Annotated in this window: 28 protein-coding genes and 1 tRNA gene; 8 read left to right on the plus strand and 21 right to left on the minus strand. The window is 64.7% G+C overall.

Annotated elements, in window-relative coordinates:
• Positions 1-37: 37 nt before the first annotated feature.
• The gene (locus B6V72_RS02250) at positions 38-712 is read left to right on the plus strand and encodes a class I SAM-dependent methyltransferase (protein WP_088734450.1); all 675 of its coding nucleotides are present in this window, start codon (positions 38-40) and stop codon (positions 710-712) included.
• Here B6V72_RS02250 and mfd read toward each other — a convergent pair.
• Complete coding sequence (mfd, locus tag B6V72_RS02255) at positions 684-4,127, minus strand: transcription-repair coupling factor (protein ID WP_088734452.1); 3,444 nt, start codon at positions 4,125-4,127, stop codon at positions 684-686. The two genes, B6V72_RS02250 and mfd, sit on opposite strands and share 29 nt — an antisense overlap.
• Positions 4,128-4,176: 49 nt before the next feature.
• Positions 4,177-4,710 (minus strand): hypothetical protein, encoded by a 534-nt coding sequence (locus B6V72_RS02260; RefSeq protein ID WP_075774780.1) that lies wholly within the window; start codon positions 4,708-4,710, stop codon positions 4,177-4,179.
• A gap of 157 nt (positions 4,711-4,867) precedes the next feature.
• On the opposite strand from B6V72_RS02260, the gene hemB reads away from it, so the two are divergent.
• The gene (gene hemB, locus B6V72_RS02265) at positions 4,868-5,869 is read left to right on the plus strand and encodes a porphobilinogen synthase (RefSeq protein ID WP_088734454.1); all 1,002 of its coding nucleotides are present in this window, start codon (positions 4,868-4,870) and stop codon (positions 5,867-5,869) included.
• Between the two features lie 141 nt (positions 5,870-6,010).
• Entirely contained in the window at positions 6,011-6,568 is a 558-nt protein-coding gene (locus B6V72_RS02270) for a YSC84-related protein (protein ID WP_075774778.1), read from the plus strand.
• Between the two features lie 99 nt (positions 6,569-6,667).
• Here B6V72_RS02270 and B6V72_RS02275 read toward each other — a convergent pair whose 3' ends face one another.
• From B6V72_RS02275 to B6V72_RS02290, 4 genes are all read right to left on the minus strand, one after another.
• Positions 6,668-7,291: a lytic transglycosylase domain-containing protein gene (locus tag B6V72_RS02275; RefSeq protein WP_075774777.1), complete on the minus strand. Its 624-nt coding sequence runs from the start codon at positions 7,289-7,291 to the stop codon at positions 6,668-6,670.
• Positions 7,292-7,408: 117 nt separating this feature from the next.
• Positions 7,409-7,948 (minus strand): helix-turn-helix transcriptional regulator, encoded by a 540-nt coding sequence (locus B6V72_RS02280; RefSeq protein ID WP_088734456.1) that lies wholly within the window; start codon positions 7,946-7,948, stop codon positions 7,409-7,411.
• Between the two features lie 6 nt (positions 7,949-7,954).
• Entirely contained in the window at positions 7,955-8,554 is a 600-nt protein-coding gene (locus B6V72_RS02285; RefSeq protein ID WP_077701218.1) for a cytochrome b/b6 domain-containing protein, read from the minus strand.
• A gap of 82 nt (positions 8,555-8,636) precedes the next feature.
• Entirely contained in the window at positions 8,637-8,900 is a 264-nt protein-coding gene (locus tag B6V72_RS02290) for a PepSY domain-containing protein (protein ID WP_075774775.1), read from the minus strand.
• Between the two features lie 273 nt (positions 8,901-9,173).
• On the opposite strand from B6V72_RS02290, the gene ssb reads away from it, so the two are divergent.
• Complete coding sequence (gene ssb / locus B6V72_RS02295) at positions 9,174-9,683, plus strand: single-stranded DNA-binding protein (protein ID WP_075774774.1); 510 nt, start codon at positions 9,174-9,176, stop codon at positions 9,681-9,683.
• An 88-nt stretch (positions 9,684-9,771) separates the two neighbouring features.
• Here ssb and B6V72_RS02300 read toward each other — a convergent pair whose 3' ends face one another.
• The 10 genes from B6V72_RS02300 to B6V72_RS02345 all read right to left on the minus strand — a co-directional run bounded on the left by B6V72_RS02300 (position 9,772) and on the right by B6V72_RS02345 (position 17,634).
• On the minus strand, positions 9,772-10,308 hold the full coding sequence (locus B6V72_RS02300; RefSeq protein ID WP_088734458.1) for a DsbE family thiol:disulfide interchange protein: 537 nt from the start codon (positions 10,306-10,308) through the stop codon (positions 9,772-9,774).
• Positions 10,301-10,519 carry a heme exporter protein CcmD gene (gene ccmD, locus B6V72_RS02305; protein WP_088718631.1) on the minus strand — a complete coding sequence of 73 codons (219 nt, stop codon included), beginning with the start codon at positions 10,517-10,519 and terminating at the stop codon, positions 10,301-10,303. The genes B6V72_RS02300 and ccmD overlap by 8 nt, the downstream gene beginning before the upstream one ends.
• Entirely contained in the window at positions 10,516-11,244 is a 729-nt protein-coding gene (locus B6V72_RS02310; RefSeq protein WP_075774772.1) for a heme ABC transporter permease, read from the minus strand. The genes ccmD and B6V72_RS02310 overlap by 4 nt, the downstream gene beginning before the upstream one ends.
• Before the next feature lie 65 nt (positions 11,245-11,309).
• Positions 11,310-11,966 carry a heme exporter protein CcmB gene (gene ccmB, locus B6V72_RS02315; RefSeq protein WP_075774771.1) on the minus strand — a complete coding sequence of 219 codons (657 nt, stop codon included), beginning with the start codon at positions 11,964-11,966 and terminating at the stop codon, positions 11,310-11,312.
• A 163-nt stretch (positions 11,967-12,129) separates the two neighbouring features.
• Positions 12,130-12,762: a heme ABC exporter ATP-binding protein CcmA gene (gene ccmA / locus B6V72_RS02320; RefSeq protein WP_088734460.1), complete on the minus strand. Its 633-nt coding sequence runs from the start codon at positions 12,760-12,762 to the stop codon at positions 12,130-12,132.
• Entirely contained in the window at positions 12,759-13,148 is a 390-nt protein-coding gene (locus tag B6V72_RS02325) for an Mth938-like domain-containing protein (protein ID WP_088734462.1), read from the minus strand. Before B6V72_RS02325 ends, ccmA begins: the two co-directional genes overlap by 4 nt.
• Positions 13,132-14,118, minus strand: coding sequence for a protein translocase subunit SecF (secF, locus tag B6V72_RS02330; protein ID WP_075774769.1), 987 nt, complete (start codon positions 14,116-14,118; stop codon positions 13,132-13,134). The genes B6V72_RS02325 and secF overlap by 17 nt, the downstream gene beginning before the upstream one ends.
• A 13-nt stretch (positions 14,119-14,131) precedes the next feature.
• Positions 14,132-15,802 (minus strand): protein translocase subunit SecD, encoded by a 1,671-nt coding sequence (gene secD, locus B6V72_RS02335; protein WP_075774768.1) that lies wholly within the window; start codon positions 15,800-15,802, stop codon positions 14,132-14,134.
• A gap of 21 nt (positions 15,803-15,823) precedes the next feature.
• Positions 15,824-16,162 carry a preprotein translocase subunit YajC gene (yajC, locus tag B6V72_RS02340; RefSeq protein ID WP_088718635.1) on the minus strand — a complete coding sequence of 113 codons (339 nt, stop codon included), beginning with the start codon at positions 16,160-16,162 and terminating at the stop codon, positions 15,824-15,826.
• Positions 16,163-16,470: 308 nt separating this feature from the next.
• Positions 16,471-17,634 carry a M20 aminoacylase family protein gene (locus B6V72_RS02345; RefSeq protein ID WP_088718636.1) on the minus strand — a complete coding sequence of 388 codons (1,164 nt, stop codon included), beginning with the start codon at positions 17,632-17,634 and terminating at the stop codon, positions 16,471-16,473.
• Positions 17,635-17,697: 63 nt separating this feature from the next.
• Here B6V72_RS02345 and mazG point away from each other — a divergent pair, with 63 nt between their 5' ends.
• Positions 17,698-18,540, plus strand: a complete 843-nt coding sequence (mazG, locus tag B6V72_RS02350; protein WP_088724288.1) for a nucleoside triphosphate pyrophosphohydrolase — start codon at positions 17,698-17,700, stop codon at positions 18,538-18,540.
• A gap of 65 nt (positions 18,541-18,605) precedes the next feature.
• Here mazG and B6V72_RS02355 read toward each other — a convergent pair whose 3' ends face one another.
• The 5 genes from B6V72_RS02355 to B6V72_RS19345 form a co-directional block, all read right to left on the minus strand.
• The gene (locus B6V72_RS02355) at positions 18,606-19,421 is read right to left on the minus strand and encodes a sulfite exporter TauE/SafE family protein (protein WP_088718638.1); all 816 of its coding nucleotides are present in this window, start codon (positions 19,419-19,421) and stop codon (positions 18,606-18,608) included.
• A 24-nt stretch (positions 19,422-19,445) separates the two neighbouring features.
• Positions 19,446-20,444 carry a tRNA dihydrouridine(20/20a) synthase DusA gene (gene dusA / locus B6V72_RS02360; protein WP_088734464.1) on the minus strand — a complete coding sequence of 333 codons (999 nt, stop codon included), beginning with the start codon at positions 20,442-20,444 and terminating at the stop codon, positions 19,446-19,448.
• A gap of 86 nt (positions 20,445-20,530) precedes the next feature.
• Positions 20,531-20,607, minus strand: a tRNA-Arg gene (locus tag B6V72_RS02365).
• A 51-nt stretch (positions 20,608-20,658) separates the two neighbouring features.
• Entirely contained in the window at positions 20,659-21,765 is a 1,107-nt protein-coding gene (gene aroB / locus B6V72_RS02370) for a 3-dehydroquinate synthase (protein ID WP_088734466.1), read from the minus strand.
• Positions 21,758-22,330 carry a shikimate kinase gene (locus tag B6V72_RS19345; protein WP_276206163.1) on the minus strand — a complete coding sequence of 191 codons (573 nt, stop codon included), beginning with the start codon at positions 22,328-22,330 and terminating at the stop codon, positions 21,758-21,760. Before B6V72_RS19345 ends, aroB begins: the two co-directional genes overlap by 8 nt.
• A gap of 232 nt (positions 22,331-22,562) precedes the next feature.
• Here B6V72_RS19345 and B6V72_RS18910 point away from each other — a divergent pair, with 232 nt between their 5' ends.
• Genes B6V72_RS18910 through B6V72_RS02390 form a run of 3 tightly spaced genes read left to right on the plus strand, consistent with a single transcriptional unit; the run spans position 22,563 to position 25,355 of the window.
• Entirely contained in the window at positions 22,563-22,787 is a 225-nt protein-coding gene (locus B6V72_RS18910) for a hypothetical protein (protein WP_146696153.1), read from the plus strand.
• The gene (locus B6V72_RS02385) at positions 22,777-24,381 is read left to right on the plus strand and encodes a hypothetical protein (protein WP_088734470.1); all 1,605 of its coding nucleotides are present in this window, start codon (positions 22,777-22,779) and stop codon (positions 24,379-24,381) included. The genes B6V72_RS18910 and B6V72_RS02385 overlap by 11 nt, the downstream gene beginning before the upstream one ends.
• Complete coding sequence (locus B6V72_RS02390; RefSeq protein WP_075776470.1) at positions 24,378-25,355, plus strand: site-specific tyrosine recombinase XerD; 978 nt, start codon at positions 24,378-24,380, stop codon at positions 25,353-25,355. The genes B6V72_RS02385 and B6V72_RS02390 overlap by 4 nt, the downstream gene beginning before the upstream one ends.
• The last annotated feature ends 25 nt before the right edge of the window (positions 25,356-25,380 follow it).

Consider the following 25,380-nt stretch of genomic DNA (forward strand, 5'->3'; position numbering starts at 1 on the left):
CATATGCGCGCATCGCCCTTGTCACGGAGCCTCACCGATGTCGTCGCCCTATACCCGCCCCGGGTTCTATGATGAGGCGCTCGCCAAGGGACGCCACCGCGACATCGTGGGCGGCCGCTGGGACGAGACGGGCCGCGCGCAGATGGCCGCGCTTCTGGATCACGGGCTGCGGCCCGATCATGTCCTTCTCGATATCGGTGCGGGGGCGTTGCGGCTTGGCTGCAAGGCGGTGCCCTATCTGGAGCCCGGCCATTACTGGGCGACGGATGCCTCGCGCGCACTGATGCTTGCGGGCTATGCGGCGGAGTTGGAGGCGCGCGACCGGCTCGATCCTATGCAGCTGGTCGAAGACGCGGATTTCGGTTTTGCTGTCGTGACCGACACGGTCACCCATGCCATCGCTTTCGGTGTCTTTCCGCATCTGGAAGGCGACGCGATTGCACATTGCTTCAACGGCTTGCGGCGCTTTGCTCAACTGGAGTGCCTGCTGCTTACGGTATTCCTAGCCCCCGAAGGCGCCACGATCCACCGACAGAACGACGGCGTCGTCACCCACGCGACCCGCGCGCCCTATCACCTTTCGGAAGCCGCGCTCTACGCGATGGCGGAGGCGGCTGGCTGGCGCCTTATCCGCGACGACCGGATGCTGCCGCGCGGACAGGTGATGTTCCGCGCGGAGCCGCTCAGGCCTTCGTCTTCTTCGCCTCGATAACCTTCTCGGCCAGGTCGCGGGCGATCGCGAAGGCGCCCTTGATCTTGTCCTTGTCGTTCTTCCAGTCGCGGCGAATGACCAGCTTGTTGTCCTTCACCTTGGCCAGATCGCGCTGTGCGGTCAGGAATTCCACGAGCCCCTGCGGGTTGGGGAACTTGTCATTGTGGAACTGGACGGTCGCGCCCTTCGGCCCGGCATCGAGCTTGGCGATCATCGCGCGCTTGCACATTGCCTTGATCCGGACGACCAGCAACAGCGTGTTGACCTCTTTCGGCAGCTCGCCAAAGCGGTCGATCAGCTCGGCGGCGAACCCTTCCAGCTCGACCTTGGTGGTCAGGCTCGACAGGCGACGATAGAGACCGAGGCGCACGTCGAGATCGGGGATGTAGCTGTCGGGGATCATCACCGGCACGCCGAGATTGATCTGCGGCGACCAGTCGCCATCCGCCGTCTCGGTCAATTCGCCCGATTTCAGCTTCGAGATCGTCTCTTCCAGCATCGACTGATAGAGCTCGTAACCCACCTCGCGGATATGGCCCGACTGTTCCTCGCCCAGCAGGTTGCCCGCGCCGCGCAGGTCCAAGTCCTGGCTCGCAAGGTTGAACCCCGCCCCGAGACTGTCGAGCGAACCCAGCAGACGCAGCCGTTTCTGCGCTTGTGGCGTCAGCGGCATGCGCGGCTTCGTCGTCAGGTAGCAATAGGCCCGTGTCTTCGCGCGGCCTACCCGGCCCCGGATCTGGTAAAGCTGGCTGAGGCCGAACATGTCGGCGCGATGAATTACCATCGTGTTCGCGGTCGGGATGTCGAGGCCACTTTCGACAATCGTCGTCGCCAGCAGAACGTCGTATTTGCCGTCGTAGAAGGCGTTCATCCGGTCGTCCAACTCGCCCGCGGCCATCTGCCCATGCGCCACGAGATATTTCACCTCCGGCACGTGGGTTTGCAGAAATTCCTCGATTTCGGGAAGATCGGAAATTCGCGGCACGACATAGAAGCTCTGCCCGCCCCGGTAATGCTCGCGCAGCAGCGCCTCGCGCACGGTGACCGTGTCGAATTCTGAGACATAGGTACGGATCGCAAGGCGGTCGACGGGCGGCGTACCGATGATCGACAGGTCCCGCACCCCGGTCAATGAAAGTTGCAGCGTGCGCGGGATCGGCGTCGCGGTCAGCGTGAGCACGTGGATTTCCGAGCGCATCTCTTTCAGGCGCTCTTTGTGCTGCACGCCGAAATGCTGCTCCTCGTCGATGACCAGCAGGCCGAGATTGGCGAATTTCACCGATTTCGCCAGAACCGCATGGGTGCCGATCACGATATCGACCGTGCCGTCGCGCAGCCCCTCGCGGGTCTTCGTAGCCTCCTTGGCGGAGACGAAGCGGCTGAGCGGTTTCACATTCAGCGCGGTGCCCCGGAAGCGTTCGGCGAAGGTCTTGTAATGCTGGCGCGCAAGCAGCGTCGTCGGCGCGATCACCGCGACCTGCATGCCCGATTGCGCGGCGACGAAGGCCGCGCGCATCGCGACTTCGGTCTTGCCGAAGCCCACATCGCCCACGACGAGACGATCCATCGGCGTGCCCGATTTCAGATCGTCCACCACATCCTCGATCGCGCTCATCTGATCGTCGGTCTCGGTATAGGGGAAGCGCGCGGCGAAGCTTTCCCACTCGTGATGCGGCGCTTCCAGAATGGGCGCGTGGCGCAGGTGACGCTCTGCCGCGATCCGCATCAGCTTGTCGGCGATCTGGCGGATGCGCTCTTTCAGCTTGGCCTTCTTGGCCTGCCACGCGCCCCCGCCGAGCTTGTCGAGCAAGCCTTCCTCATGGCCGTAACGGCTGAGCAGTTCGATATTCTCGACTGGCAGATAAAGGCGATCCCCGCCCGCATATTCCAAGAGCACGCATTCATGCGGCGCGCCAAGGGCCGTGACTGTCTCCAGCCCTTTGTAACGGCCCACCCCGTGATCGACATGGACGACCAGATCGCCGGGCGACAGCGTCGTGTGTTCGGTCAGGAAGTTCTCGGCCTTGCGCTTGCGCCGCGGCTTCGAGACGAGCCGTTCGCCCAGCACGTCCTGCTCCGAGATCACGGTCATCTCGCTGCCATCGCGCGGGGCTTCGAACCCTTCGTCGAGCGGCCAGACCGTGAGGTTCACCCCCTGCCCGATCTCGCGCGCCGATCCGATCAGCTTCGCGCCGATCACGCCCTCGTCTTCCATCAGGCCTTTCAGGCGCTCACGTGCCCCCTCGGACCACGAGGCGATCACCACGGGACCATCGGCCAGACGCGCTTGAACATGGTCTTTCAACGCGCTGAACAGGCTGACGTTTTCCACCTTGCGCTCGGGCGCGAAATTGCGCCCGACGCGCCCGCCCGCATTGAGGATGCCGGGACCGGGCGGTGCCGGGATCACCTGCAGGCGCAGCACGCGAAGCGGTTTCAACACCGCTTCCCAACTCTCTGGGTTCAAATACAAAAGCTGCGGCGGCGCGGGTTTGTAGACGGAGTCCAGCCGGTCGCGCCGGGTCATCGCTTCGCGCCGCGTGTCATACTGATCCGCGATGCCGTCCCAACGGCTTTCCTGCTGCGCCGCGATCTGGTCGTCGAGCATCACCGACGCATCGGGCAGATAGTCGAAAATGGTCTCGAGCTTTTCATGGAAGAAGCCCAACCAATGCTCCATCCCCGCCTGTTTGCGCCCTGCCGAAACCGCCTCGTAAAGCGGGTCTTCCGCACCGCCCGAGCCGAATTCGATCCGGTAATTCTGCCGGAAACGGGTGATCGCCGCCTCGTCGAGGATGACCTCGGAGACCGGTGCCAGCTCCACGCCTTTCAGCTTCTCGGTCGTACGCTGGGTCACCGGATCGAATCCGCGCGCATCGTCCAGCACATCGCCGAACAGATCGAGCCGCACCGGACCGCCCTCGCCGGGCGGGAAGATGTCGATGATGCCGCCGCGGATCGCGTAATCGCCGGGCTCGGACACGGTCGAGGCCTGCGAGAAGCCCATCCGGACGAGGAATTCGCGCAACGCCTGCTCGTCGATCCGCTTGCCGACCTGCGCGGTGAAGCTCGCGCCCGCCAGAACCTCGCGCGCGGGCACGCGCTGCATGGCAGCCGAAAGCGTCGTCAACAGAACGAACGGCCCGGGCATCCCCGAAGCCAGCGCGGCCAACGTCGCCATCCGCGTGGCGGAGATATCGGCATTGGGCGAGACCCGGTCATAGGGCAGACAATCCCACGCCGGGAAGTCCAGCACCGTCGCCTCGGGCGCAAAGAACGCAAGCGCCCCGCGCATGGCCGCCAGACGGCGATCGTCGCGCGCGACATGGATGACCGACTTGCCCTTGGCAAGTTCCTTGGCCAGCAAGGCGGCGTCGAACCCTTCCGGGGCGCCCGAGAGAAGAAAATGCTCCATAGCCAAGCGAGGTATCCGGCCTGTCTCCGGTGTCAAGTTGCTTCGCGCGTTAAACCAGCATCGAGGCGAGAAGGTTCTGATACATTCCCCAGAGCGCGCTCACGATGATCGCGACCACGCCGATCGCCTGCACGTTCACCCGGTGGCGCGAGAGTGCCTTGATCGCAATCGCCGGGTCATGCGCAAGCGTGGGCTCTGCATCGAGTTTATGCGCCAGTCGCAGGCTCAAGCCGAACACGGCCATCATCGGCACCAGCAGCAGAGCGAAAGCCTGCGCCGTCTCCGAGCCGTAGATGAACCCGGTGATGATGAGAAAGCTCAACATGAAGGGGATGGTGATCGACATCGAGAACCCGGCATCGCGCCGGATGCGGTTCAGCCGCCGTGCGCTCAGCGCCGTCATCGCGGCCAGATCCTGACCCGCGTCGCCGCCCTTGCGGCGCGCGCGGATCACCATGTCCCACGGCACGCCCAACACCCAATGCGAGGCCGAAGACCAGACTGCGGCCAAGGCGATCCAATACCACAGGTTGGAAAAGCTGCGCAGGTCGATCAGCCGCGCGATCGTGTCGAAAACTTCCAAGCCCCTCGCCCTCGTTCTTCCGGGTCGTCGTGTCGCGCCCCCTCCTGACGATGCATAGACCAGCCCAGCCCCGAGCGGAAGCCCGCGCGGATCTGCCGCGCTTGCCTGTTACATCGATCCGTGGCACCCATTTTGCCCGAGCCAGAGGAGCCAGCCGATGAATCCGATCCTTCCGCCCTTCCCCCACACCCGTTTGCGCCGGATGCGCCGCACTGCAGCGCTTCGCGATCTGGCACAGGAACACCGGTTGAGCGTGAAGGACATGATCTGGCCGATCTTCATCACCGACGTGCCCGGCGCGGATGTCGAGGTGCCCTCGATGCCGGGCGTCGTGCGCCGCACGCTGGAGGGTGCGGTGCGCGCCGCCGAAGAGGCCGCAAAGCTTGGCATCCCGGCGATCTGCCTCTTTCCCTATACCGATCCGGCAGTGAAGACCGAGACCTGCGAAGAGGCCTGGAACCCCGAGAACATCACCAACGGGGTGATCCGCGCGATCAAGGCCGAGGTGCCCGAGATCGCGATCATGACCGATATCGCGCTCGACCCCTACAATGCGAACGGCCATGACGGGCTGGTGCGCGACGGGGTTATCCTCAACGATGAAACCGTTGAATGTCTTGTAAAAATGGGGATCGCGCAGGCCGAAGCCGGGGCCGATATCCTCGGGCCTTCGGACATGATGGACGGGCGGATCACGGCGCTGCGCTCGGCGCTCGAAGGCGCGGGTCATTCGGACGTGACGATCCTCAGCTATGCCGCGAAATATGCCTCCGGCTTCTATGGACCATTCCGCGACGCGGTCGGCGCCACCGGTGCGCTCAAGGGCGACAAGAAAACCTATCAGATGAACCCCGGTAATTCCGACGAGGCGATCCGGCTGGTCGCGCGCGATCTGTCGGAGGGCGCAGACATGGTCATGGTGAAGCCGGGGATGCCCTATCTCGACATCTGCCACCGCGTGAAAGAGCAGTTCGGCGTACCGACCTATGCCTATCAGGTGTCCGGCGAATACGCGATGATCATGGCGGCGGTTAAGAACGGGTGGCTCGACCACGAGAAGGTCATGCTCGAAAGTCTGATGAGCTTCCGCCGCGCGGGCTGCGATGGCGTGCTTACCTACTTCGCGCCGGAGGCCGCGAAACTGCTCGGTAACGGCTGAGCAGGGTCTTGCCACTTCGGCGTGAATTGGCTCAAGAAGAAGTGACAAAGCGGGTTCCCTCGTCTATTAATTGTGCCAAGCGGTCGTAATAAGACCAATCAGCCCGACGCGAGATCGGGCATATCGAGCGGAGCGACAGACATGACGAAACTTTCCAGACGGACCCTTCTGGCGATGGGCGGTGCCGGGCTCGGCCTTGCGGCCTGCGGCAACGGCGTGGGCAGCGCAGGCAGTGCCAAGCTGGACGCGCGGGTCGACGCCACCCGGAACTACCTTCTGACGAAATATCCCGGCACGCGCGATCTCGAGAACAAATCGGTGGGCGTGCTCTGGATGCCGCTGATGACCGAGGCGGGCTTCGGCGTAGGTGGGGCTTTCGGGCGCGGCGCACTGCGGATCAACAACGTGACGGTCGATTACTACGCGGCGGCAGCGGCGAGTTTCGGTCTGCAGATCGGCGCGCAGCAATATGCTCATGCCCTGTTCTTCATGACGCCCGAGGCGCTGTCCAGCTTCCGCCGCGGCGATGGCTGGCAACTGGGCGCGGATGCACGCTACGCGGTGCCGGATCAGGGCGGCGCGATTTCGGCCTCCACGCTGACCTCGACCGCGCCGATCATCGCGCTGGTCTTCGGCCAGGCAGGTCTGATGGCGGGCGCGACGCTCGCGGGCACCAAGTATACCCGGATCATTCCGTAAAATCTCCCGCTTAGACTGCTTCCTTAACGCAAAACATAAAGAAAGCCCCGCAGATATCTGATCTTGCGGGGCTTTTCATGATTTCGGGCGCATAACGGATCAACCGCCGAGGATCACACGCACATAGTTGCGAGTCTCGCGATACGGCGGAATGCCGTTATGTTTCGCGACCGCCTCCGGCCCTGCGTTATAGGCCGCGAGCGCCAGCCGCCAGCTTCCGAAGCGATCATACATCATCTTCAGGTAGCGCGCGCCGCCCTCGAGGTTCTGCGCCGGATCGCGCGGGTTCACGCCCAGTTTCGCGGCGGTCGCGGGCATCAGCTGTGCCAGCCCCATCGCCCCCTTGTGCGAGCGCGCCTGCGGGTTCCAGCCGCTCTCCTGCTGCACGAGCCGCAGAAACAGGTCGGTCGGAATGCCGTGGCGCGAGGCCACCGATTTCGCGGTGTTGATATACTGGCCGCGATACTTGCCGTTGTAGCGTGGAACGCTCTCGGCACTGGCGGTCTGGGTCAGCTTGCCGCCGGGTCGCAGCCGCGAGGAATGTTCGTATTGCTGGGCTGCGCGCGTGTCGAGGATGTTGGTCTGGTTTCGGAACAGCATCGCACGCGATTTCGAAGAGTTACCCTGGAGCCTCAGCCCCTCTGCCTGGGCGCTCATCGGGCCCGTCATCACCGTTGCCGCGGCGATCGCCGCAAGCCCGAGAATTCCGATCGTCCTACGCATCGGCCCCTTACCATTCACTGTCCATATTTTCGGGGCCAAACTATAAAGAAATCGGCAAAAAGTTAAAGGAAAACGCCGAATGCCTCGGCAATCTCCCGCCGACTCGCTTCCCTAACGTCAGATTGCGCGTGCCTGTTGCACTTTCGCATCAGCTTTGATGGGGCCGTGAAACAGCTCCTCCACGAAGATCGAGACAAGCTGGGAGCGGCCCGAGACCCCTGCTTTGCGGTAGACTGAATTGAGGTGGGATTTCACCGTCGCCTCGCTCGATCCGCGAAAGGAGGCGGTCTCCGAGACCGAGAACCCTTTGATGGTGAAGGCCGCCACATCGGCCTCTGCGGGCGTCAGCCCCCATTGGTCGAACTGCGCGCCCATCATCTCGGCCATCGCGCCCTGTGCGGCCCCGATGGTGCGATCCGCGCGCGCCTGACGGCGCAGGAGCGCCCAGAGCACCGTCGCCTCAACGACGATCCCCGCGATCAGGCCGAGATTGGCGAACAGCTCCATGTTGAGATCCACCGTGAACCGTCCGGCTTCGCGGATGTCGTTGAACACGTCTGCCACGAAGAGAGCGGCACAGGCCGTCTGGAATAAGATGAGGGCGACCAACGCGCCCTCTTTCGTCCAGACCGAGACTCGCGCTCGCGATATCGCCATGGGCGTTTACCCTCTGTTGCTGCGGAACACCTTCTTACCGGTGATCATCGCGCGCGCAAGGTTCACGCGCAACCGACGGCTCTCAAAGACGACGGCGGCGATATGGGCGGCGATCGAAACCTCGGCCCAGTTGACAGCCAGTTCATGCACTTCCTTGGGCCATTTCACGCCCCAATAGGCGTCAGTCGTCATCAGGTAGCCCGAGCCCGCGATGACCAGAAGCGTGATCAAAAGATTGTAGATCATCAGCGCGCCGAGTGGCGAATGGCCCAGATGCGCGTGCCGCCGCCCCGTCGCCATATCGCGCAGCTGCGTCAGCGCGCCGGTGGGCGATGGCGGGAAATCCTTGAACTTCGCATGACGCGTCCCGAACACCCCCCAGAGGATGCGCGCGATCACGAGCCCCGCGACCGTGTAGCCGATCCAGTGATGCAGATCGTTCTTCGGCGAGGTGAAGAAGGCGTTGGCGGTAAAGAGGCCCGCGATCGACCAGTGGAACACCCGGACGAACGGGTCCCAGACGCTATGCGCGCCAACGGGCGGCGGTTCTGCGTGAGACGTTTCATGCGACGGAAGATCGGTAAAGCTCGCGTCTTCGATGGCCATGATCGGGCCCTCCTGCTGCTTTCGGGAAAGACTGGCGTGAAGAGGACGGGCCGATCGTGCCGGCCCGTCCCCGAGGATCGGATCAGTTGCTGTCCGAACGCTTCACCTGCTTGAGGTTCGAGTCGAAGAAGAGCTTGGCGCGCTTGCCGTCCTTCATCGCGTAAACCTCGATATAGCCGCCATCCGTTTCCATGCTGCGAACCTGGTATCCCTGATCTTTCAGCTCGGCTGCGAGCTTCTGCTCTTGTGCCGGGGCCACGTCGCCTTCGCCACCTTCGGCGAGTGCGGGGAGAGTGGAAGCAGCGGCAATCGTAGCGCTCGCGGCGATCAGCATCAGGTATTTCATGGGGTATCTCCTCATGGGATATGGGTTTGCTCGACCGGATCGGGCGGGGTCGTCCCCGGGTGCCGTCCGGCTCGTGCAGACCTGGGGCAAACCCGGACCGCCAGCTATCGACGCAAGGTTGGAAATGCGGTGCCGAAATCGCTCTCAAACCAAAGATGCACGCGGGATTTCGCCGCTTTCCGTCACGGTTGAGCGAAGCTTCGCCCCTAGGCTCCAGCGGGGCTCTGCTCTATACCCTTTGGGACCAATTCTAGAATCGCAGGCGGAGGCAATATGGCAGGCAGCGTCAACAAGGTCATTCTGATCGGCAATCTGGGGCGCGACCCAGAGGTGCGGACCTTCTCGAACGGCGGCAAGGTGTGCAACCTGCGCATCGCCACCTCCGAGACGTGGCGCGACCGCAATACCGGCGAGCGCAAGGAGCGCACCGAATGGCATTCGGTCGCGATCTTCTCGGAGCCGCTGGCGAAAGTGGCCGAGCAATATCTGCGCAAAGGCTCGAAGGTCTATATCGAAGGCCAGCTCGAGACCCGCAAATGGCAGGACCAGAACGGTCAGGACCGCTACTCGACCGAGGTCGTGCTGCGCCCCTATCGCTCGGAACTGACCATGCTCGACGGGCCTGGCGGCTCGGGCGGCGGTCAGGGCGGCGGTGGCGGTGGCTACGGCGGCCCGTCCTCGGGTGGCGGCGGCTACGATGACGGCGGCGGCTATGGCGGCCCGTCCTCGGGCGGCGGCGGCGGCGGTGGCCGCTCGGATTTCGACGACGAGATCCCGTTCTAAGCCAGAAACAAGAAAGGCCCCCGGTTCGGGGGCCTTTGCTTTTTGAAGCTATCGGAATCCGGGGAAGTCGCGCGCTTGCGCCCTGCCCTTACTTCTCGGCCGTCTCGCCGTTCAGAAGCGGTCGCAGATCCGAGGCGATCACGCGCTCGGTCAGCGGCCCGGCGAAGCGATAGAGCACCTTGCCCGCGCCATCGATCACGAAGGTCTCGGGCACGCCGTAGACGCCCCAGTTCAGCGCCATCTTCCCGTTCGGATCGGCGCCCAGCTCAGCGAAGGGGTTGCCCATCTCGCTGAGGAAACCCTGCGCCTTGGCGGGCTTGTCCTTGTAGTTGACCCCATAGATCGGAATGCCTTCGTCCGAGAGCGCTTCGAGGTTGGGATGCTCCACCCGGCACGGCGCGCACCACGAGGCCCAGAAATTCACCAGCTTGACCTTGCCGTCCTTCAGATCGGCATCGGTGAAGGGTTTGAAATCGCCCAGCGGTTCGAGTTGCACCGGCGGTGCGGGCTTGCCCGCAAAGGCGGTGGGGATTTGCGTCGGATTCTCGCGCTGCATCCCCACATAAGCCGCACCAACAAATCCGACGACCACGATCAATGGCAATAGCATCAGCGGCTTAACCATGTGCGCCCCCTTTCCGGCGGGCCTCGGCCTCGGCCAGTTGACGTTTCACCTTCGCGCCCCGCATCAGCGAGACTACGACGATCAGCACCAGAAGCACGACCGTCGAGGCCCAGGCGATATTGACGGTGTAGGTGTAGGATTTGGTGGACGGGTCCACGAGGACGACGCCGCCCTCGGTGACGGTTCCGCCTTGTTCGGTCGTATCACTCATGCCATGCGCTCACGTTGCTGGATGGCGCCCAGACGGCGCGCGCGGACCTCGGTGCGGGTGCGGATCAGCACCAGCGCGAGGAAGAAGAAGATGAACCCGGCCATGCAGAGAAGCAGCGGGAACCAGTAGACATCCGCGATGTGCTGCTCGGAATCCATCGAGAGCGTCGCCCCCTGATGCAGGCCCTGGTTCCAGAAATTCGCCGCGTAGCGCGAGAGCACCGCGAAGACCCCGCCGACCAGGCTGAGCACGCCGGTCAGATCGGCGGCCGTATCGGGGTTCTCGACCGCGGCCCAGAGCGCGATATAGCCGAGATAGAACAGGAACAGGATCAGGAACGAGGTCAGTCGCGGATCCCATTCCCACCAGGTACCCCACATCGGCTGGCCCCAGACCGCGCCGGTGATCAGCGCAATCAGCGTCATCACCGCGCCTATCGGCGCCGCGGCCTTGGCGGCCAGCGCCGAGACATGGTGGCGCCGGATCAGCCAGATCAGCGAGGTCACGACCATCATCACCCAGATGTTGATCGCCATCATCGCGGCGGGAACATGGACATAGATCACCTTCACCGAGCCGCCGAAATTCTCGGCGGCCGGGACGAAGAAATAGCCCCAGACCAGCCCGACGATCAGCGTGATCGCGGCAATTCCCACCGTCCAGGGCAGGACCTTGTCCGTGGTCTTCATGAATTTGACGGGGTTGGCGTATTCCCAGATCGACATCTTGTTGTTCTGCTCACCTTCTGGCCAGGTTGGCTCTTCCTATCATGGGATGCGCGCGGGAAGCCCTAGCGCAGATTGACGCGGATCGCGGCGGCCGAGGCGAAGGGCACGAGCGCGATCGTCGCCGCCGTGATCCCGGCGAGCATCAGAAGCGGTGTCTCGGTGTTCATCCCCTCGGCGCCACGGCGCACGAGCTCCGCCCCGAAGATGAGGGTCGGCACGTAGAATGGCAAGACCAGCAGCGACAACAAAAGTCCTCCGCGCTTCAGCCCGACGGTCAGCGCGGCCCCGAACGTGCCCAGAACCGAAAGCGCGGGCGTGCCCAGAAGAAGCGAAACCACCATCCAGACATGCGCCCCTTGCGGCAGATGCAGCAAGATCCCGAAGATCGGCGCCGCGACGACCAGCGGAAGCCCGGTCGTGATCCAATGCGCGAGCGCCTTGATAGAGACCACCCCTTCCAGCGGCACAGGCGCGGTGACCAGCAGATCGAGCGAGCCATCCTCGTAATCGAGCGCGAAGATCCGGTCGAGCGAGAGCAGGCAAGCCAGAAGCGCTCCGACCCACAGGATCCCCGGCGCGATCCGCGCGAGGATTTTCCCCTCGGGGCCGACGCCGAAAGGCACCAGCGTCACCACGATCAGGAAAAACGCGAGCCCGAGCCCGAAGCCGCCACCTGCGCGTACCGCGAGGCGCAGGTCTCGCATCAGAAGCGCGATCATGCCCGACCTCCTTCGCGAGCCAAGGGGGCGCTGCCCCCTTCGCGGCTGCGCCGCTCATCCCCCGGGATATTTCGGCCAAGCCGAAACAACGCGCAGCTGCCTTCGCCTTGGTTCAAATATCCCCGCCGGAGGCTCCCGACCGCGCCGATAGCGCGCCGCGCGATCATAGGAAAGCCTCGTCGAAGGCGCCCTGCATCCCGCCCTCTTCCGGCATCTTGGCCTTGTAGGGCGTCAGGTCGAGGACCTTCGCCTCGTCCAGCCCAAGATCGATATGGGTCGCGATCAGCGCCGCTCCGCCACCCGCGAGATGGCCGCGCACGGCCTCGGCGAACAGCGCGACGGAGGCGGTGTCGAGCGAGACGGTCGGCTCATCCAGCACCCAGATCGGGCGCCCGGTCACCAGAAGACGCGCAAGCCCGAGGCGGCGTTTCTGCCCCGCCGACAAGCTATGCGCAGGCCGTGTCTCGAGACTTTTGAGGTTCATCCGCGCCAGTGCCGGCTCGATATCGCGGGTCGCATAAACCGACGCCCAGAAGCCGAGGTTCTCGCGCACGGTCAGCGTCGATTTCAGCCCGTCGGAATGGGCGGCATAGGCCATGCTTTCCGGCGGCACCGAGACTGTCCCCGCCAGAGCCGGTTGCAGCCCCGCCAAGGTGCGCAGGAGCGTCGTCTTGCCGACCCCGTTGGGACCGCGCAGCACTAGCGCATGACCGGCGTCGAGCGTGAAGCTCAGGTCTTCCAGCACCGGAAGCCCCCCGCGCGACACTGCGAGCCCGTCGACCGACAGCATGCTCATTCAGGCGTCTCGGAGGCGTCGGGTTTTTCCGGCATCGCGATCAGCGCGCAGCCGACGCGGCGGCCTTCGGACAGCAGCACGTTATAGGTACGCGCCGCCGACGGCGTGGCCATGCCCTCGCACATCAGTCCCTCGGCCTCCAGTTCGGCCACGAGGTCCTTCGGCAGATGGGCAATCTCTTCGCCGGTGCCGATGAACAGCACGTCGAGCTTTCCTGCGAGCGCGAGCAGCGGCGCGCGGTCGTCCAGACCGCCCCAGCTGCCCATCTCCTCTCCCGAGACCCAGATCGAGCCTCGCGTGACCTCTCCGGCGACGCGGAAAAATCCCGGCCCGTAACCGTCGATCGGCAGCGCGGCCCCGAAATTGGCTTCAGTCAGTAGCGACATCCGTTTTGTCGAAGAACTTCTCCGAGGGGTCCTTCTTCTCCTTGTTGCGGTCCAGCCCGATGAACAGGACGATGTTCTTTGCGACATAGACCGAGGAATAGGTACCCACGATCACGCCCCATGTCATCGCGAAGACGAAGTTGCGGATCACGTCGCCGCCCAGAACGAGCAGCGAAATCAGCGCCAGCAGCGTGGTGCCCGAGGTCATCACGGTGCGCGACAGCGTCTCGTTGACCGAGAGGTTCATCACCTCGCGCAGCGGCATCTTCTTGTATTTCACAAGGTTCTCGCGAAGACGGTCGAAGACGACGACGGTATCGTTGATCGAGTAGCCGAGGATCGTCAGCAGCGCCGCGATGATCGACAGGTCGAACTTGATCTGGAACAGCGCGAATATGCCCACGGTAACGGTCACGTCGTGGATCAGCGCCGCGACGGCGCCGACCGAGAACTGCCACTCGAACCGCAGCCAGATATAGACGAGGATCGCGGCGACCGCGGCCAGAACCGACCAGATCGCGGTCCAGATCAGCTCGCCCGAGACTTTCGGGCCGATCGACTCGGTCGCGACGATCTTGATGTCCTTGTTCACCGTTTTGAGCGAGTCCAGCACCTTGGCCTGGGTCTCGGGGCTGATCGCCTCCTGGCCGTCCTGCGCCTGGATGCGGATCGTGACGACCTTCTGATCTGCGCGGAAGTTGGGGTCATAGACCTGCGTGATCAGCACGTCGCCCAGACCGAGCGGCGCGATGGCCGAGCGATAGGCGCCGATGTCGACCGGTTCGGTCTGGTCGGCCTCGGTACGGATCGTGGTGCCGCCCCGGAAGTCGATGCCGAGGTTCAGACCCATGGTCAGCACGAGCACGATCGAGGCCAGCACCATGACGACGGAGAAGCCGAAGGTCGCGACCTGATGCTTGAAGAAGTCGAAGTTGGTCTTTTCGGGGACCAGTTTCAGACGGAATGCCATGTCTCGATCTCCCTTACAGAACCAGTTCGCGGGGACGACGGCGCGCGAACCAGAGGCTCACGAACAGCCGCGTCACCCAGATCGCGGTGAAGACCGAGGTTATAATCCCGATCAGGAAGGTGACGGCGAAGCCCCGCACCGGGCCCGCGCCCAGCACGAAGAGGATCACCGCGGTGAGGAAGGTGGTCACGTTGGCGTCGATGATCGCCGACATCGCGCGCTCGTAACCCAGTTCGATCGCTCTGGCGGCTTTCGCCTTTTGCTGATTGCGCAGCTCCTCGCGGATACGTTCGAACACGAGCACGTTGGCATCGACCGCGGTCCCCATTGTCAGCACGATCCCAGCGATACCGGGCAGCGTCAACGTGCCGCCGATTGCCGACATGATCGCGAAGATCAGAGCGATGTTGATCCCCAGCGCCAGCGAGGCGAAGACGCCGAACGTGCCATAGGAGGCGATCATGAAGACCACCACGAGCACCGCGCCCACGGCCGCCGCCATCTTGCCCGCGGCGATCGAATCCGCGCCGAGTTCCGGGCCGATGGTCCGCTCTTCGAGGAAATTCATCGAAGCAGGCAGCGCGCCGGCGCGCAGCAACAGCGCGAGATCGGTCGCCTCTTTCACCGTGAAGCGGCCGGTGATGATGCCCGAGCCGCCCGCGATATGCGATTGGATCGTCGGGGCCGAGATCACCTTCTTGTCGAGCACGATGGCGAAGGGCTTGCCGATATTGTTTTGCGTGTAATCGCCGAAGGTGCGCGCCGCGCTCGCGTTGAAGCGGAAGGCCACCGCCGGATAGCCGTTCTGATCGGTATCGGGGCGCGCGTCCGTCAGGTCCTCACCGGTCACGACCGGAACACTGTCGAGGATGTAATAGAGGCCCTTCTGGTCGGCCGAGGGCAGGATTTCCTGATCCGAGCCCACGGCTTCATTCGGGTTCGAGCTGGTGCCGATCACCGAGTTGAAGGTCAGTTTCGCCGTGGTGCCGATCAGCTGCTTGATCTCCTGCGCGGAGCTCGCGCCCGGCACCTGAATCAGGATGCGGTCGGAGCCTTCGCGCACAATCGTGGGTTCACGGGTGCCAGCGGCGTCGATCCGGCGGCGCACGATCTCGAGCGATTGCTGCATCGTGCGGTCGTCGGTCGCGGCTTTCTCGGCATCCGAGAGCTGCACGATCAGCTGGTTGCCCTGGGTGGTGATCGCGAGCGTCTTCTGGCCCACGCCGGTCAGCGACGAGACCGGGTTGTTCAGCGTCTCGGCGATCTTCTGGGCTTCGGCGATCTGGTCGGCATTGCCGATCTGGATGCGCAGAACGCCGGGATCGGCGTTGAGCCGACGGATCGAGCCGAGCGTCCCGCGTTCGGCGGCGAGCGCCTTGCGGAACTCGGGCCAGAGCGCATCGACGCGGGCCTTGTAGACCTCGTCGACATTGACCTCGGCCAGAAGCTGCGCGCCGCCGCGCAGATCGAGACCGAGGTTCACGATGTCGGAGGGCAGCCAGTCGGGCCAGCCCGCGCGCGCGGCCTGCTGATCGGGCGTCAGGGCCTGGCCCTTCGCAGCGGCGGCAACGGCATCGTTATGCCCCTCCACCCGGTTGTAAAAGATGTTCGGCGCGGCAAAGACGAGCCCGATCACAACGACGATCAGGATCAGCACGCGCTTCCACAGCGAAATATGCAACATGGGGGACGGGCCTTATATGGCTTATTCGGAGGTCTTGGCGGGTTCGGTGCGCGAGAGAACCTGCACGATGGTCGATTTCACAACGCGGACCTTCACGCCCTGCGCGATCTCGACTTCGACTTCGCCGTCTTCTTTGAGATGGGTGACTTTGCCGAGGATACCGCCCTGGGTCACGACCTGATCACCGCGGCGCAGCGCCTCGAGCATCGCCTTGTGCTCCTTGGCTTTTTTCTGCTGCGGACGGATCAGCAGGAAATACATGATCACGAAGATCAGGATCAGGGGAAGGAACTGGCCGAACGCGGCGGCGGGGTTGCTGGCGCCACCGGCGGCCTGCGCGAAAGCGGGGGTCACGAACATGATCTATGGTCCTTTGTCATGGGCCTTGGGGGCATGACGCCCCGGTTGTCGGCGCGCACCCTATCCGTGGCCCTGAGGCTTGGCAAGGCGAAGCGGGCCCCGGCACGCGCGTCCTCACGTCGCGTTGACGGGGCGAAAGGAGGCGCGCAGCGCGGGGTCGTCGCCCGGTCGCGACAAAGAGCAACGGAAACGGTGTGCGGCCCGCGTCGCGAAAGGGAGACACTCGACGCGGAAAGAGGGGCTCTGCCCCGTTCCTGCGGAGCGTCCCCGGAATACCTGCACCTAGGGGAAAGGGCACCCGGTGGCCGTCAGGCCAGCGGCAGGGCGCGCTCGGCCAGACGTGCGAGCAGCGATGCGCCCACCGGCGCCGCCTCGTCGTTGAAATCGAAGCGCGGATGGTGGAGCCCCGCCCCCTCGCCGGTGCCCATGAACAGATAGGCGCCGGGCCGCGCGGCCAGCATATAGGCGAAATCCTCGGCGCCCATTTCACGCGGAGCATCGGTGACCACGCGCTCGGGGCCCGCGATTTCACTTGCGACCTCCGCGGCGAAGCCGGTCTCGTCAGGGTCGTTCACGGTGGGCGGATAGCCACGTTCGTATTCGATCTCGACGCTGACGCCGTGCGCCGTCGCGATACCTTCGCAGATCTCGTGGATCCGTTTCTCGGCCAGATCGCGGATTTCCGGCTCGAAACAGCGAATCGTCGCAGTGAGAAAGCCGCTTTCGGGGATGATGTTGAGCGCGGTGCCCGCGTGGATCTGCGTTACCGAGATAACGAGCGCATCTCCCGCGCCCACGTTGCGCGCGACCACCGTCTGCAGCGAGGAGACCATCGCCGAGAGCGCCGGGATCGGATCGATGCAACCCTGCGGTGTCGCCGCATGGCCGCCGCGCCCCGTCACCGTCACGCGGACCTCGTCGACCGACGCAAGATAGGGACCGGGCGTGGTGTAGAAATGCCCGAAAGGCAGCCCCGGCGCATTGTGGATCGCGTAGACGCGCGAGATGTCGAAGCGCTCCATCACGCCGTCCTCGACCATCACCTCGGCGCCGCCGCCGTCTTCCTCGGCGGGCTGGAAGATCAGCGCGACGGTCCCGGCGAATTTTCGGGTCTCGGCGAGATAGGCCGCCGCGCCCAGAAGCATCGCCGTATGCCCGTCATGCCCGCAGGCATGCATCTTGCCTGGGGTTTCCGAGGCATAGTCCGCATGGGTTTCCTCGGTGATCGGCAGAGCGTCCATATCGGCCCGCAGGCCCACGGTCGGGCCCGCGCCCTGCCCCTTTATCAGCGCCACGATACCGGTCTCGGCGATGCCCTCATGGATCTCGTCCACCCCGATCTCACGCAGCCGGGCCGCGACATAGGCCGAGGTTTCGTGCAGCGCGAAGCGCAGCTCGGGATGGCGATGCAGCCAATGCCGCCATTCGGTCATTTGCGGGCCGAGATCGGCGATACGGTTGAGAACGGGCATAGTGGACTTCCCCTTGCGGGCTGGTTAGGCCAGAGGCATTCGCATGGCAGGAGGCAAGCTGCAATGGCCAAACCCGACGATGCCCTGATCTTTGACGATACGGGAGACGCCGCGCATCAGTTCACCCGGCTGACCGCGATCATGGAATGCCTGCGCGATCCCGAGACCGGCTGCCCGTGGGATCTGGAGCAGGATTTTGCCTCCATCGCGCCCTACACGATCGAAGAAGCCCATGAGGTCGCCGATGCGATCGCGCGCGAGGCTTGGGCGGAATTGCCCGGAGAGCTGGGCGATCTCGCGCTGCAGGTGGTCTATCACGCGCAGATGGCGTCCGAGGACGGGCGTTTCGACATCTCCGATGTGCTGCGCGCGATCAACGCCAAGATGGTGGCACGCCATCCGCATGTCTTCGGGTCGGAGAGCCGCGAGAAATCCGCCGAACAACAGACCGCCGATTGGGAAGCGATCAAGGCGGCCGAGCGCAAGGCTGCAGGCAAATCCGAGCGTGTCGGTGTTCTGGACGGGGTCGCCTTGGGCCTGCCCGCGCTGACGCGTGCGATCAAGCTGCAGAACCGCGCGGCCCGTGTTGGGTTCGACTGGCCTTCGACCGACGAGGTTCTGGACAAGATCGTCGAGGAGGCGCGCGAGTTGGAAGAGGCGCGCGACGAATTGGGGCCGGAGGAACTGGCCGAGGAATATGGCGATCTGCTGTTCGTGATGGTCAATCTGGGGCGGCATCTGGGGCTGGACCCGGAGGCGTCCCTGCGCGCGGCCAATCTGAAATTCACCAATCGGTTCAATCATATCGAGCGTGAACTTGAGGCGCGTGGGAAAGCGCCCAAGGACAGCGATCTGGCCGAGATGGATGCGCTCTGGAACGAGGCTAAGGCGCGCAAGATCAAGTGACGGAGGGGGGCGCTGCCCCCGCGCATCCGCGCCCCCCGGGATATTTTCAGCAAGCCCGAAGAGACTTAGAGGAACGCTTTTCGCAGCATGTTCAGCGCGACGAGCATAAGAAAACCCGCGAAGACACGCTTGAGCTTCCTGGGATCGAGCTTATGCGCCAGCGCTGCGCCCAGGGGGGCGGTGAGCGTGGTCATCGCGATGACGATCAGGAAGGCGGGGATGTTGACCGCGCCGATCGAGTAAGGCGGCGCGTCGGGGACCGGGGTCAGCAGGAAGCCGATCGCCGAGGGCAGCGCGATGGTCACGCCGAAGCCTGCCGAGGTTGCGACCGCGCGGTGGATCGGAATGCCATGCAGCGTCTGCATCGGCGTACCGATCGATCCGCCGCCGATGCCCAGAAGCACCGACAGGAAGCCCATCAGCGGGCCGAACCACGCGCGGAAGATGCCACCCGGCAGCCCGTCCGAAATCCGCCAGCTCGATTTCCCGAACATCATGTAGCAGGCGATCAGCAGCACCATGACCGCGAAGATGATCTGCATGGTCGAAGAGCGCAGCTGATGGACGACCAGCACCCCGATGATCGCGCCGATGGCGATGGGGGCGATCCATTGCTTGAGGATATCCCAGTCCACCGCGCCCTTGCGGTTATGGGCCATGACCGAGCGGATCGAGGTCACGATGATCGTGGCCAGAGAGGTTGCGACGCAGACTTGCATAAGATCGCTCGACCCGTAGCCCAATCCGCTGAAAAGATAGAAGAACGCGGGCACGAGGACGATCCCGCCGCCGACGCCCAGAAGCCCCGCCAGAACGCCTGCGAACGCCCCCACTGCCATCAGGATCAGGACGAGCGGCGCGAGCGTGGCGAAATCGGGCATGTCGGAAATCTCCTTGGGTTCCGCTCAGTTAACCCGTTCACGTACCGCTGACAACGCACTCTCGAAAAGTTCAACCCCGGCACCGTCGCGGGTCGCGCCTTCCGACAGGATCTGCCGGAAGCGGCGCGCGCCGGGCTTGCCGTGGAACAGGCCCAGCACGTGGCGGGTGATCTGGTGCAGCCTGCCGCCGCGTTCGAGATGGCGCGCGATATAGGGGATCATCGCCTGCGCCACATCGAACGGATCGCGCGCCTCGCCCTGCCCCCAGATGCGCTGATCGGCGGCGCCGAGCACCTCCACCGGCTGGTGATAGGCCGCGCGGCCCACCATCACCCCGTCAAGACCTTGCGCCAGTTCCGCCTCGGCCGCGGCGAGATCTTTGATACCGCCATTGATCGACAGGTGAAGCTGCGGATAGGCCGCCTTCATCGCGTGGACGAGCGGGTAATCGAGCGGCGGGATCTCACGGTTGTCCTTGGGCGAAAGGCCTTGCAGCCACGCTTTGCGCGCATGGATCGTGATCCGGGTCACGCCTGCGGCGGCGACTTTCTCGATGAATTCCGGCAGCACTTCCTGCGGGTCTTGGTCATCCACCCCGATGCGGCATTTCACCGTGACTTCAACCGGTTGCGCGGCGATCATCGCGGCGCAGCACTCCGCCACCAGATCGGGCGTCTTCATCAAGACGGCGCCGAAGGCCCCGGATTGCACGCGATCCGACGGGCATCCACAGTTGAGGTTGATCTCGTCGTATCCGAAATCCGCACCGACCCGCGCCGCCTCGGCCAGTTCCTTGGCATCCGAGCCACCCAGCTGCAACGCCACCGGATGCTCGGCATCGTCGAACCCCAGCAGCCGCTCCCGGTCGCCGTGAATCACTGCGGGTGCGGTCACCATCTCGGTGTATAGCAGCGCATTGCGGCTGATCTGACGGTGGAAGTAGCGGCAATGGCGGTCGGTCCAGTCCATCATCGGGGCGACCGAGAGCTTCGCTGCGCGGATCAGGGCGTCATCTGTCGTCATCGCATCTCTCATCGGGTCTGTCTCGGGGCCGTCTCGATAGCGTCTGTGCCGCCCCCAAGGCGCTGAAATTCCGGAAACTGGGGAAATGGCGCACCCAGAAGGATTCGAACCTTCGGCCTCTGCCTTCGGAGGGCAGCGCTCTATCCAGCTGAGCTATGGGTGCCTGAAGCGGCGTATAAAGAAGGAGCGCGCGGCTCGCAACTGGGAAATCGGCTTACCGCGCGGCGAGCGCGTCGTCGAGCACGCCTGCCAGCACGTCGCGCGGCACATCCGAGGTCACGAAAGCCTCCCCGATGCCGCGCGCGAGAATGAAGCGCAGCTTGCCATCGAGCACTTTCTTGTCCTGCGCCATCAGGTCGATCAGCGCGTCGCGCCCCGGCAAATCGCCTTCGATATCGGCCAGATCGGTCTTCATCCCCATGTCGCGCAGATGCGCACGCACGCGGCTCGGGGCCTCTTGCGAACACAGGCCGAGGCGCTGGCTGAGCTCGAACGCCATCGCGCAGCCGATCGCCACGCCCTCGCCATGCAGGAGGCGGTCGGAATAGCCTGTCGCGGCCTCCAGCGCGTGGCAGAACGTGTGGCCAAGATTGAGGAGTGCGCGGTCGCCCTCTTCCGTCTCGTCGCGCGCCACGATCTCGGCCTTCATCTCGACCGAGCGTTTCACAGCATGCAGCCGCTTTTCCATGTCGCCCGCCGCCATCGCTGGCGCGTTCGCCTCGAGCCAGTCGAAGAAATCGGCATCGCCCAGAAGGCCGTATTTCACCACCTCGCCATAGCCCGCGAGGAAATCACGCGGCTCGAGCGTGCCGAGCACGTCGAGATCGGCCAGCACCAGCGACGGCTGATGGAAGGCGCCGATCAGGTTCTTGCCCTGCGGCGCGTTGATCCCGGTCTTGCCGCCCACGGAACTGTCGACCTGCGCGAGAAGCGAGGTCGGGATTTGCACGAAGCGCACGCCCCGGCGCAGCACGGCGGCCGCAAACCCCACCAGATCGCCGATCACGCCGCCGCCCAAAGCGATGACGATATCCTTGCGCTCGACCTTCTGCTCCAGCAGCCATTCGACGGTGCGGGTGAATTGCGGCCAGCTCTTCGTACCCTCGCCCGGCGGCAGGGTCAGCGAGACCATCTCGATATCGCCAAGACCGCGGCGCAGGGTTGCGAGATGCAGATCGGCCACCGTCTGATCGGCGACGACGGCCACGCGCGGACGGCGCAGCAAGGGTGCGATCTCGGTGCCTGCGTTTTCCAAGAGCCCGGTGCCGATGCGCACCTCGTAGGAACGCTCGCCCAGCTCGACCGGCACGATCTCACGCATCTTTCACCTCTTCGATCAATCCATCCACCTCGCGCAGATGGCTCACCACCTTGCGCGCCATCCCCAGCACCGAGAGGCCCGGTTCGGCCTCGACCACGATTTGGGCCTTCTCGTAATGCGGAAGGCGCGCCGTGAGCAGGTCGCTCAGCGTCCGTTTCGGGTCGGCCGTGCGCAGCAGGGGCCGCGTGTTCTTGTGGCGCACGCGATTCCACAGGATATCCAGATCCGCCTTCAGCCAGACCGACACGCCCAGCCGGTTGATCAACTCGCGGTTCTTTTCCGACAGGAAAGCCCCACCTCCGGTGGAGATGACGCCGGGCGGCCCCATCAGCAGCCGCTCCAGCACTTCCGATTCGCGGGCGCGGAAGAACGGCTCGCCATCGCGGGCGAAAATTTCGGCCACGGTCATCTGGGCGGCGCGTTCGATTTCGTGGTCGCTGTCGAGAAACGGCGAATCGAGCATCTTGGACAGCGCGGTACCAACGGCGGTCTTTCCAGACCCCATCATGCCCACGAGCACGACGGAGCGCGTCAGATGGCCCACTTTCCCGGTTTCGCCTTCCACTGCGCCCCCTGCCTCGCGTCGCCTGCGGCATTCCGGCCCTGTCAATCCCGGCGGGGCGGACAAGGCTTGCCATCGGCGGAGCCTTGCACAATCGTGACGCAGGACCCCTTGAATGGCGTGAACTTCCCTGAAATGCCATATATGATCAACGCGAAACCGCAACCAAGAACGGCCCGCCCGCCGAGAGACACGATCTGGGACGGGCCGCGACAGACGGCAGAAAAGAGAGATTATGGGGCGCATCTTCAAGCTTATCGTCATCCTTCTGGTGCTTGGCGCGATCGGCGTGATCGGCTTTGCTTACTTGGGCGACATGAGCCCCGACAGCCAGGAACAGCGTATCGAGGTCACCCTGCCCGACGGCACGGGTTCCGCGCCGGGCGCGGGTAGTTCCGATGCGAGCACCAAGACGGGTACCGATGCCGGGACCGACGGAGATACTGCGAGTGGCAACTGATCGCCGTCCGGCGATCCTCGGCCTGATCTGGCTGAGCGGTTTCGCGCTTGGCGGTCTCGTGGCGGGTCCGGCGGCCGCGCAATCGACGACGCCGGTGGATGCCTCCGCGACGACCGGCAGCCCGATGTCCGCAATCGACTGGCTTTCACATTCGCTGGCGACCACGCCGCGCGGCGGCTCGACCTCTTCGCAAGCTCCGGTCACCGGCGCGGGCGGGATCGAGGATATCGCGGTGCTCTCGCTCGATGCGCCCTCCGCCGACAGCCTAGGGCTTCTGACCCCGGATCGCACCGGATTGCCGCGCGATCTCTGGGGCAAGACGCCCGAGCCGGAACTGGCGCAGGCGCTGCGGGCAATGCCGCTCGATCAGCTGCCCGCGCTGCAGGGCTTGAGCCTGACGCTTTTGCTGGCGGAACTGAATCCGCCCCAGATCGAGACGCCGGCGCAACGCAACCAGCTCTTCCTCGCCCGGATCGACCGGCTGCTGGACATGGGTGCGCTCGAACAGGCGAATGCCCTTCTGGGACAGGCAGGCACGGCGAGCCCCGAGATTTTCCGCCGCAGCTTCGACGTGGCGCTGCTTCTCGGGCAGGAAAACCGTGCCTGCAAGATCATCGAGCGCACTCCCGGCATCGCACCATCCTACGCGGCGCGGGTGTTCTGCCTTGCGCGCAACGGGCAATGGGACACGGCCGAGCTGACCTATGGCACCGGCAGTGCGCTGGGGCAGATCCCGGCAGAGGACCAGTCGCTGCTGGAGCAATTCCTCGATCCGGCGCTGGCCGAGGAGGCCGGCGATGCGCCGCCGCCCGATCACGTCACGCCCTTGGCCTTCAAGATGATGGAGGCGATCGGTCAGCCGCTGCCTACTGCGACGCTGCCCCTGGCCTTCGCACAGGCGGATCTGACCGAGAATAACGGCTGGAAGTCGCAATTGGAGGCCGCCGAGCGGCTGGCCCGCGCGGGTGTGCTCGACCCGAACCAGTTGCTGGGGCTCTATACCGAGCGCAAGGCAGCCGCGTCGGGCGCGCTCTGGGATCGCGTGTCGGCGGTGAGCGCGCTGGATGATGCGTTGGAGAGCGGCAAAGCCGATGCGATCGCGACCGCCCTGCCCGCCGCCTATGATGCGATGGCCCCGGAAGACCTGGTGCCGGTGCTGGGCACCCTGTTCGGCGACCGGCTCGCGGGCATGGACCTGCCGGGCCGCGCCGGGCGTATCGCCTATGAGCTGAGCCTGCTCACCCCGAATTACGAAGAGAACGCCCTGAAATCGGCGCCGCAGTCACCGCGGGCCAAGCTGCTCAAGGCTCTCGCTGCGGGCGATACCGGAACCGCGCCAGCGACCGGGGCCCGCGATCAGGCGCTGAAATCCGTCTTCGATGCGTCCCCCGCTGCGCCGCCTGCTCGCTACGAGAGCTTGCTGCCCGACCAGCTGGGCCTCGCCCTGATCGAAGCGATCGGCGATGTAAGCGAGGGATCGAAAGGCGATTACCCGCGGCTTCGGGAAGGTCTGAGCCTACTACGGCTCGCCGGGCTGGAAACCGTCGCCCGGCGCGCCGCGATCGAGATGATTGTACTCGGAGACACCCCGTGACCGGCCCCGGTTCAGACGCGCCGCCCGATCCGCAATGGCTGCCGATCTTCCTCGACGCTCAGGCCGCCGAAGCGGGCGCAGCACGCAACACGATCCTGAGTTACGGGCGTGATCTCAATGACTTCGCGGGGTTTCTTCAGGCAAAGGGGCTTAGCTACGCCAGCCTCACCCGCGCCGATATCGAGACCTACCTGATCCGCTGCGAGGCAGAGGGTCTGGCGAAATCGACCCGCGCGCGCAGACTCTCCGCGATCCGGCAGCTTTATCGCTTCGCCTATGAGGAAGGCTGGCGCGCGGACAATCCGGCGATCCGCATCTCCGGCCCCGGGCGCGCGCAGCGCCTGCCCAAGACGCTGAGCCTCGAGGAGGTGGAGGCTCTGCTGGAGGCTGCCCGCGATCAGGGCCGCTCGCAAAAGGACCAGATCCGCAATCGCTGCCTGATGGAACTGCTCTACGCGACCGGGATGCGGGTGTCCGAACTGGTCTCCCTGCCCGTTTCCTCCGCGCGCGGCGACCCCCGGATGCTACTCGTGCGCGGCAAGGGCGACAAGGAGAGGATGGTGCCGCTCTCGCCCCCCGCTCGCGAGGCGCTCGCCGACTGGCTGACCGCACGCGACGAGGCCGAGGAACAGGCGCGCATCGAACACCGCGCGCCGCCCTCGCGCTACCTTTTCCCGTCGGGCGGCAAGGAAGGTCACCTCACGCGACAGGGCTTTCACAAGCTCTTGAAGGATATCGCGGTCAAGGCCGGGGTGAGCCCCGCCAAGGTCACGCCCCACGTCTTGCGCCACGCCTTCGCTACCCATCTTCTGCAAGGCGGTGCCGATCTGCGGGCGATTCAGATGCTTCTGGGGCACGCGGACCTGTCGACCACGGAGATCTACACCCATGTGCTCGACGAACGGCTCAAGGAGCTGGTGCTGACCCATCACCCGCTGGCGAAACCGCGCGGCAAAAGTGACGGCACCGCTTGAATGCGTCCTGCCCGCGCCCCATAAC

It is taken from the genome of Thioclava sp. F34-6, from assembly GCF_002213235.1.
Classification (GTDB): Bacteria; Pseudomonadota; Alphaproteobacteria; order Rhodobacterales; family Rhodobacteraceae; genus Thioclava; species Thioclava nitratireducens.

Excerpts from the sequence above, each read along its gene's own strand:
- B6V72_RS02285 (WP_077701218.1), bottom strand. The coding sequence starts at position 8,554 with ATGGCCATCGAAGACGCGAGCTTTACCGATCTTCCGTCGCATGAAACG.
- ccmA (WP_088734460.1), bottom strand. The coding sequence starts at position 12,762 with ATGAGCATGCTGTCGGTCGACGGGCTCGCAGTGTCGCGCGGGGGGCTT.
- B6V72_RS02270 (WP_075774778.1), top strand. The coding sequence starts at position 6,011 with ATGACGAAACTTTCCAGACGGACCCTTCTGGCGATGGGCGGTGCCGGG.
- secD (WP_075774768.1), bottom strand. The coding sequence starts at position 15,802 with ATGTTGCATATTTCGCTGTGGAAGCGCGTGCTGATCCTGATCGTCGTT.
- dusA (WP_088734464.1), bottom strand. The coding sequence starts at position 20,444 with ATGACGACAGATGACGCCCTGATCCGCGCAGCGAAGCTCTCGGTCGCC.
- B6V72_RS02290 (WP_075774775.1), bottom strand. The coding sequence starts at position 8,900 with ATGAAATACCTGATGCTGATCGCCGCGAGCGCTACGATTGCCGCTGCT.
- yajC (WP_088718635.1), bottom strand. The coding sequence starts at position 16,162 with ATGTTCGTGACCCCCGCTTTCGCGCAGGCCGCCGGTGGCGCCAGCAAC.
- hemB (WP_088734454.1), top strand. The coding sequence starts at position 4,868 with ATGAATCCGATCCTTCCGCCCTTCCCCCACACCCGTTTGCGCCGGATG.
- ccmB (WP_075774771.1), bottom strand. The coding sequence starts at position 11,966 with ATGATCGCGCTTCTGATGCGAGACCTGCGCCTCGCGGTACGCGCAGGT.
- mfd (WP_088734452.1), bottom strand. The coding sequence starts at position 4,127 with ATGGAGCATTTTCTTCTCTCGGGCGCCCCGGAAGGGTTCGACGCCGCC.
- ccmD (WP_088718631.1), bottom strand. The coding sequence starts at position 10,519 with ATGAGTGATACGACCGAACAAGGCGGAACCGTCACCGAGGGCGGCGTC.
- B6V72_RS02250 (WP_088734450.1), top strand. The coding sequence starts at position 38 with ATGTCGTCGCCCTATACCCGCCCCGGGTTCTATGATGAGGCGCTCGCC.
- ssb (WP_075774774.1), top strand. The coding sequence starts at position 9,174 with ATGGCAGGCAGCGTCAACAAGGTCATTCTGATCGGCAATCTGGGGCGC.
- B6V72_RS02355 (WP_088718638.1), bottom strand. The coding sequence starts at position 19,421 with ATGCCCGATTTCGCCACGCTCGCGCCGCTCGTCCTGATCCTGATGGCA.
- B6V72_RS18910 (WP_146696153.1), top strand. The coding sequence starts at position 22,563 with ATGGGGCGCATCTTCAAGCTTATCGTCATCCTTCTGGTGCTTGGCGCG.
- B6V72_RS02310 (WP_075774772.1), bottom strand. The coding sequence starts at position 11,244 with ATGTCGATCTGGGAATACGCCAACCCCGTCAAATTCATGAAGACCACG.
- B6V72_RS02325 (WP_088734462.1), bottom strand. The coding sequence starts at position 13,148 with ATGTCGCTACTGACTGAAGCCAATTTCGGGGCCGCGCTGCCGATCGAC.
- B6V72_RS02275 (WP_075774777.1), bottom strand. The coding sequence starts at position 7,291 with ATGCGTAGGACGATCGGAATTCTCGGGCTTGCGGCGATCGCCGCGGCA.
- B6V72_RS02280 (WP_088734456.1), bottom strand. The coding sequence starts at position 7,948 with ATGGCGATATCGCGAGCGCGAGTCTCGGTCTGGACGAAAGAGGGCGCG.
- B6V72_RS02300 (WP_088734458.1), bottom strand. The coding sequence starts at position 10,308 with ATGGTTAAGCCGCTGATGCTATTGCCATTGATCGTGGTCGTCGGATTT.
- secF (WP_075774769.1), bottom strand. The coding sequence starts at position 14,118 with ATGGCATTCCGTCTGAAACTGGTCCCCGAAAAGACCAACTTCGACTTC.
- mazG (WP_088724288.1), top strand. The coding sequence starts at position 17,698 with ATGGCCAAACCCGACGATGCCCTGATCTTTGACGATACGGGAGACGCC.
- aroB (WP_088734466.1), bottom strand. The coding sequence starts at position 21,765 with ATGCGTGAGATCGTGCCGGTCGAGCTGGGCGAGCGTTCCTACGAGGTG.
- B6V72_RS02345 (WP_088718636.1), bottom strand. The coding sequence starts at position 17,634 with ATGCCCGTTCTCAACCGTATCGCCGATCTCGGCCCGCAAATGACCGAA.